The organism is Geoglobus sp. (assembly GCF_054018175.1).
In genome coordinates this window covers 20,857-27,598 of sequence record NZ_JBPLZQ010000046.1, presented here as the reverse complement: position 1 = coordinate 27,598, position 6,742 = coordinate 20,857, and the positions used below count along the sequence as shown (strand labels likewise).

At 53.1% G+C, this 6,742-nt stretch carries 7 protein-coding genes and 2 pseudogenes; 4 read left to right on the top strand and 5 right to left on the bottom strand.

Going from position 1 to position 6,742, the window contains the following annotated elements; genetic code table 11:
• Nucleotides 1–341, bottom strand: a 341-nt coding sequence (locus tag ACXJJC_RS03685) for a type II toxin-antitoxin system VapC family toxin (protein WP_456369477.1), incomplete at its 3' end; no start/stop codon positions are given.
• Nucleotides 338–547 (bottom strand): antitoxin VapB family protein, encoded by a 210-nt coding sequence (locus ACXJJC_RS03680; protein WP_456369476.1) that lies wholly within the window; start codon nucleotides 545–547, stop codon nucleotides 338–340. The genes ACXJJC_RS03685 and ACXJJC_RS03680, both read right to left, overlap by 4 nt.
• 195 nt (nucleotides 548–742) lie before the next feature.
• Between ACXJJC_RS03680 and ACXJJC_RS03675 the strand changes: the two genes are divergently transcribed.
• From ACXJJC_RS03675 to ACXJJC_RS03660, 4 genes and pseudogenes are all read left to right on the top strand, one after another.
• Nucleotides 743–1,861 carry an MFS transporter gene (locus tag ACXJJC_RS03675; protein WP_456369475.1) on the top strand — a complete coding sequence of 373 codons (1,119 nt, stop codon included), beginning with the start codon at nucleotides 743–745 and terminating at the stop codon, nucleotides 1,859–1,861.
• Between the two features lie 25 nt (nucleotides 1,862–1,886).
• Nucleotides 1,887–2,921: an aspartate-semialdehyde dehydrogenase gene (gene asd, locus ACXJJC_RS03670; protein WP_456369474.1), complete on the top strand. Its 1,035-nt coding sequence runs from the start codon at nucleotides 1,887–1,889 to the stop codon at nucleotides 2,919–2,921.
• Between the two features lie 42 nt (nucleotides 2,922–2,963).
• Nucleotides 2,964–3,236 carry a DNA-binding protein Alba gene (gene albA / locus ACXJJC_RS03665; protein ID WP_456369479.1) on the top strand — a complete coding sequence of 91 codons (273 nt, stop codon included), beginning with the start codon at nucleotides 2,964–2,966 and terminating at the stop codon, nucleotides 3,234–3,236.
• Nucleotides 3,237–3,354: 118 nt separating this feature from the next.
• Nucleotides 3,355–4,593: pseudogene (locus tag ACXJJC_RS03660) on the top strand (phosphoglycerate kinase).
• On the opposite strand, the gene ACXJJC_RS03655 reads toward ACXJJC_RS03660, so the two are convergent.
• The 3 genes and pseudogenes from ACXJJC_RS03655 to ACXJJC_RS03645 form a co-directional block, all read right to left on the bottom strand.
• Entirely contained in the window at nucleotides 4,575–5,120 is a 546-nt protein-coding gene (locus ACXJJC_RS03655; protein WP_456369473.1) for a UbiX family flavin prenyltransferase, read from the bottom strand. The pseudogene ACXJJC_RS03660 and the gene ACXJJC_RS03655 sit on opposite strands and share 19 nt — an antisense overlap.
• Complete coding sequence (locus ACXJJC_RS03650) at nucleotides 5,117–5,296, bottom strand: CBS domain-containing protein (RefSeq protein ID WP_456369478.1); 180 nt, start codon at nucleotides 5,294–5,296, stop codon at nucleotides 5,117–5,119. The genes ACXJJC_RS03655 and ACXJJC_RS03650 overlap by 4 nt, the downstream gene beginning before the upstream one ends.
• Nucleotides 5,297–5,347: 51 nt before the next feature.
• A pseudogene (locus ACXJJC_RS03645) lies at nucleotides 5,348–6,703 on the bottom strand (chloride channel protein); the annotation flags it as partial.
• Between the last annotated feature and the right edge of the window lie 39 nt (nucleotides 6,704–6,742).

Sequence of the window (6,742 nt, the reverse complement as noted above, 5' to 3'; positions counted from 1 at the left end):
TCTGAATCTCCCGTTATTATCCTTTCAGCACCGCTGGCAATTGCTATTCCCGCAATCAGAATGTCGAGAGCATTTACTGCTTTTCCAACCGCCATCAACCTTGCTGCGATGCTGCTTGATTCATTGGCAGCATTTATGTCAAAGGGCAGTATTCTGATCTCAGAAAGAAATCTCCTGAGGATTTTTTCCTCTCTCCTGCTTTTCTTTCTCTTCAACCCTGTCATTATCTCGTGGTAAGTTATTACTGTTATCGCTATCTCATCTCCGTCATCCACCAGATCACGTGCGGCATCGACACCCCTGAGATAGTCTATGATATAGCTCGTATCCAGAACAATCATATTCTCAACCTTGCTGATTTTCTGGATTCAAGGCATTTTTCAATCTCATCAAGAACCTCGCCATCTCTCAGGATTCCAAAGTATTTACTTATGCTGGTGTTTCTCCTCTCGAGGAGTTTTTCTATCACATCGCTGAAACTCTCACCTTCGCCCTTCATCTCCAGTAGCCTGTTGTAAACATCATCTCTGATCGAAATTGTCTTCATGCACTTATGTGTGCATACACGAATATATTACACTTTCTGGATTACCGTTTACAGCCTTAACAACATCATTCAAAAAAGGTAAGGGCTGTTGCCCGCTCTGTGGAATCCCCATCACTGCTCAGGGGACGCATGGCCGGCGGGCATAACTCCAAGGTCAGCAAAGTATTTAATCCTTTCCGAAGAGGAGTTGAACCGGTGGGAGAGGAAAGGATCAGGGAGAGTGAAGCTGCCAGCAGGAACGTGCTCCTCCTCGGAATCGTGAGCTTTCTGAACGACATGTCCAGTGAGATAATCCTCCCGATACTTCCGTTTTTCCTGAGGAGTTTTGGCGCAGGCTACACCGGAATTGGAGTGGTGGGAGGGATAATTGACGGGTTCGGAAACCTGGTGAAGGTCCTCTCCGGATACCTTTCCGACAGAATTGGGAACAGGAAGCACATGGTCTTCTCTGGCTATCTGATATCCCAGATGTCGAAGCTCGCCCTGTCGCTCTCGAGTTCCACTGCGATGGCCGGACTTTTTGTGGCACTCGACAGGGTGGGTAAGGGGATCAGAACGTCTCCAAGGGATGCGCTGCTCGCAGAGTCCGGAATGAGGAGTGGAAAGGCCTTCGGACTCCACAGGATGATGGACACCCTTGGAGCGGTGCTTGGAACATCACTGGCCCTCCTCCTCATGTACCTCGGATTCAACTACGGAAACGCCATACTGCTGGCAGCGTTGATCGGGTTTTTTGCGGTCGTGCCGCTGATTTTTGTCAGGGAGACTGCCCATCCGGTCAAAAATCCTGAAATCTCGCTCAGACTCAGGAGGTTTGCGGTGTTCTCATTCTTCGTAGGGCTTGCCAACCTGAGCTACATGTTCTTCCTGCTTAGGGCCGGCAGCCTCGGCATTCCGACGGCCATCGGCATGTACCTTGCTTTTAACGTCGTTTATGCCATATTTTCCTACCCCTTCGGTGTGATCGCCGAGAGAATCGGGAAGACGAGGAGCCTCTCTCTGGGCTACCTCTTCATGGTCGCTGCGTCAGTCCTCATGTTCATTGGTGGATCAGCTTACATTCTGCTCGCGGGCTTCGTTTTTTACGGGCTTTACATGTCCGTCGTCGAAGCGCAGCAGAGAGCCCTCGCCTCAGACCTGAGCGTCTCATACGGATTCGGAATAGGGACGTACCATTTCATATTCGGGATCTCGACCATAATCGGAAACACGATAGCGGGGGCGATTGCGGACATCTCCCTCAACTTAGTTTTCGCGTATTCCGCGACAGTCTCACTCCTCGTTGCGGTGTGCTACGCAATCATCAAGTTTTAAATATTGAGCAAGCAACCCTGCGGTCATGAGGTACAAGGTCGCGGTTCTCGGAGCTACCGGGATGGTGGGCCAGAAGTTCATCCAGCTCCTCGAGGACCACCCGTGGTTTGAGATCTCCGCACTGATGGCGAGTGAGAGGAGGGTGGGCAAGGCCTACGGAGAGGAGGTCCAGTGGCTGGTCTCTGAGGATGTGCCGGAAGCTGTGAGGGACATGGAAATGCTGCCAATGGACCCGAAAAAGGTCGACGCTGACATTGTCTTCTCAGCGCTCCCGTCTGACGTTGCTAAGGAGGTCGAGGCCAGGTTCGCGTCTGCCGGTTTTGTGGTTGCAAGCAACGCATCTGCCTACAGAATGGAGAGCGATGTTCCCCTCGTGATTCCCGAAGTCAATCCGGACCACCTCGGTCTGATAGAGGTTCAGAGGAGGAACAGGGGCTGGGACGGTTTCATCGTAACAAATCCGAACTGCACGACCATCGTGCTCGTGCTCACGCTCAAACCCCTGATGGATCTGGGCCTGAGCGAGGTTAGCGTCGCCACAATGCAGGCCCTCAGTGGTGCCGGCTATCCGGGCGTCCCCTCAATGGCAATCACCGACAACGTCATCCCCTTCATAAAGGGGGAGGAGGATAAGGTTGAGACTGAGCCGCTCAAGCTTCTGGGGAGATTTGATGGAGAAAAGGTCAGTTTCGCAGACCTTAGAGTGTCTGCCTCCTGCCACAGGGTTCCCGTGCTCGACGGACACACTGAGGCGGTATTTGCGAGGTTCGATAGAAGCGTGGAGGTGGAGGAGGTCGTGGAGGCTTTCAGCAAGCTTGAACCCATCAGGGGTCTCCCCACCTCTCCGGAAAGGGTGATCGTGGTGAGAGACGAGCCCGACAGGCCCCAGCCGAGGCTTGACAGAGACGCAGGGAACGGAATGAGCGTCGTGGTCGGCAGGGTCAGGAAGGATGGTGACAGGGGTGTGAAGTACATAGCAATGGGCCACAACACGGTCAGGGGGGCCGCGGGAGCGAGCATACTCAACGCTGAGCTCATGGTCAAGGAAAAGTTAATATAGTGGTTGGTTTTGGGGAGTTTAAAAACAAGGAGGTAGATGGAAATGGCAGAAAATGCGGTGTTTGTCGGAAACAAGCCTGTAATGAACTACGTTCTGGCTGTGCTGACGCAGTTCAACAGCGGCATTAAGGAAGTCGCCGTAAAGGCAAGGGGAAGGGCAATAAGCAGGGCTGTCGATGTTGCAGAGATAGTCAGGAAGAGGTTCCTTCCGGATGTTGAGGTAAAGGACATCAGGATCTCAACCGAGAGGGTTGAGAGCGAGCAGGGAGAGGCAAACGTTTCTGCAATTGAGATTATCCTTGCCAAGAAGGAGTAACTCTTTTATTTTATTTTGTTCGCTGATCGGCAGCTTCTGCTTCTGCTCTGTCGGGATTTCGCCTTCTGCTTTCTGTTTTTCAAAATCTTTTTAAAGCAGGCAGCCAATAGCAGGAGCGATGATTGACAGTTATCCCACGCTCGATGATGTGAATTTTGCCGGAAAGAAGGTTCTGATGAGGATCGACATAAACGCGCCCATAGTGGATTCGGAGATAATGGACACGACGAGATTCAGGAGTCACGTGCCGACAATAGAGGAACTCGAGGACTGCAAACTCGTGTTGCTGGCTCATCAGTCGAGACCCGGAAAAAAGGACTTCACAACGCTGAGCAGGCACGCAGAGGTGCTTTCAAGACTGCTCGACAGGGATGTGGTTTACGTGGACGAACTGTTTTCCGAGTGCGCTTTGAAGAGAATTTCCTAGATGGAGGAGGTAGACATACTCCTGCTCGAAAACGTGCGTTTCTACTCGGAGGAGGAGCTCAAAAAGAGCCCCGAAGAGCACGCCCAGTCACACATGGTTACGAGGCTGTCGAAGCACTTCGACCTTTACGTCAATGATGCGTTTTCAGCCTCTCACAGAGCGCACGCAAGCCTCGTCGGATTCCCTGTGGTTTTGCCGTCAGTTGTTGGAAGACTCGTTGAGCGCGAGATTTCGGCCCTCAACACGGCCCTGAGAAGCGACGGCAGAAAGGCGTTCGTGCTCGGTGGTGCGAAGATCAGCGATTCTGTGAAGGTGATGAAGAACGTGCTTGAAAACGGCATCGCCGAGAAGGTGTTCCTGACAGGAGTTGTGGCCAACTACTTCCTGATGCTGTCTGGAGTGGATATTGGCGAAAAGAACGTCAGGGTCGTCGAAGATAACAGGGAGGGTATAGATGATGCGGAGATGAAGGAGCTCTTTGAGAGACACAGGGAGAGAATCGCCCTTCCGGTTGACTTCGGCGTCGAGGTTGACGGACAGCGCATCGATTTGAGCATCGAGGAGTTCGAAAAGATGGATGAAAAGCCGGCTATCAAGGATGTCGGCAGGGAGACGGTAAGGCTTTACTCGGAGGAGATTGAAAGGTACGACGTCGCGGTCATAAACGGACCGGCCGGTGTTTTCGAGGAGGAGGAATTCGCTTACGGAACATTCGAGATCCTTAAAGCGGTTTCAAGAGCCGGTTTTTCGGTTGTAGGTGGGGGGCACATCTCATCTGCCGCAAGACTTGCCGGGCTCGACGAAAGGGTGAGTCACGTTTCCACCGGGGGCGGAGCAAGCATAAGGTTTCTGAGCGGAGAAAAGCTGCCGGCACTCGAGGTTATAAAGCGCTACTGGGCGGAGAAGTGGAGTCACTTCCACCTGCTGTAGTCCACCTCCACTCCGAGAACCTCGGCAACCCTGCAGGCAAAGTGATTTACGATATCCTCTATTTTTTCAGGCTTCGTGTAGAAAGCTGGAACTGGAGGCATCACCACTGCCCCTGCCTCGGCAACCCTCAGCATCGCCCTGATGTGGTTGACGTGAAGCGGAGTCTCCCTCACCGCGAGGACGAGCCTCCTCCTCTCCTTGAGTGTGACATCTGCCGCCCTGACGATCAGGTTGTCCGCGATTCCGTACGCTATCGAAGAGAGTGTTTTTATGCTGCAGGGCACCACGGCCATGCCGTCGTGTCTGAACGAGCCGCTGGCCATTCCTGCGGATATGTCATCTTCCGAGTACACCCTGTATGCCAGATTCTCCAGCTCTTCGACTTTCTCCCCGAGCTCGTGCTCCATCGTGATCCTCGCGGCGTTCGACACTATCAGGTGAACCTCAGCCTGCTCGCTGAGAATCTCGAGGAGTTTCAGCCCGAATATCTGTCCAGACGCGCCCGTCATTGCGAGAACGAACCTCATATGCCAAGCCTCGCGAGCTCTTTTGCATGAGCCTTCATTATGTCGCTCCTGGTTATTATTCCCACGAGCCTCCCGTTATCCACGACAGGTAGCCTGCCTATATCGTTTTTGATGAGTATTTTGAGCGCGTCTTCAAGGTTGTCGTCAGGCGTTACGGAGATGACGTTCCTGTTCATTACGTCCTCAACTCTGAGGTTAACACGCTTGTCGTCAGGTATTCTCGTGATGTCGCTGAGAGTTATTATTCCAACGAGCCTGTCCTTCTCGGTTACCGGAAATCCGAGGTGCCCCGTCTTCTGAATGAGGAAAAGAACATCCTCGAGCGTGTTGTTCGGACTGACGGTTATGATCTCCCCGAGCTTGGTCATAGCATCTCTAACTCTGAGCCCCTCCAGAATGTCCTTAACGAGCTCCCTCCTGTGGGCAGGACTGTCCGCCCTCGTTTCAACCTGCTCACGGTAAATGCTGACATCTCCCGATAAAATGTACGATATGGCCGAGGCAGTCATTATCGCAGGCAGGAGTTCGTAGCCCCCGCTCATCTCGAGCACCATTATTATGCTGGCTATCGGAGTCTTTGCGACTGCAGATATGAACGCCCCCATTCCAACGATGACGTATGCACCCGGACTCATCGCGTGCCCAGGAAATGCGATGTTTGCGATGTGGCCCACTATCGCACCAACCATGCTTCCTATCACTATCGAAGGAGCGAAAACGCCTCCACTCCCTCCACTTCCAACCGTGAAGGACGTCGCAAGTATCTTTCCAACGAGCAGCAGAATTATCGTCGTCAGCGCGAGCCTGTTGTCTATCGCAAGCTGAACGAAACCGTAACTCATACCGAGAGTCTGGGGCACGTAAATGGCGATCAATCCGGTTATGAGCCCACCAACGGCGGGCTTGACCCAGTTTTTCACCCGGAGCTTCTTGAAGGCGTCGTGGATGGAGTAGAAGAACTTCACGTAAACAACGGCGACAACCGCGCAGACGGCACCGGTGAACGCAAAAAACACCACCTCGCTCATGTTCGTTATTCTGACCTCAGGAGTCCTGAAGATGCTGCCGGGCATCTCGTGGTGGAACTGCACGAGAAACGCGGTCAGGACGAGATATGAAATTATGGAGGATATGAACGCGTATATCAGACCCTCAGTCTCCGTGTCCCTCCTTTAGAGGACCTCGACCGCAAAGAGAGCTCCTCCAAGGGGAGACCTGAATATACCACCTATACCTCCTGCAATGCCGGAAACGACGAGCAGCCTCCTCTCCCTGTCTGTGAGCCTGAGGAGCTGTGCGATGGCGGAGCCGAAACCTGCCCCAATCTGTGCGACCGGCCCCTCTCTTCCTGCACTTCCACCGCTGCCGATGGTAAATGCCGTGGCGATGGCCTTAACAACCGGAACTCTCGGCCTTATTATGCCCTTTTCCCTGTGAAAGGCCTTTATCACCGCATCGGTTCCGTGCCCCTCAGCCTCCGGGGCAAATCTATACACTATTATTCCGCTGATCAGACCACCTAATGCGGGCAGCAGAAAGTACGGAATGTGCGGAACAGCAAGCCGGAACGAGAATATCTTCACCTCACCGTATGCACCTGGCAGGGAAATCTGACCGATGTT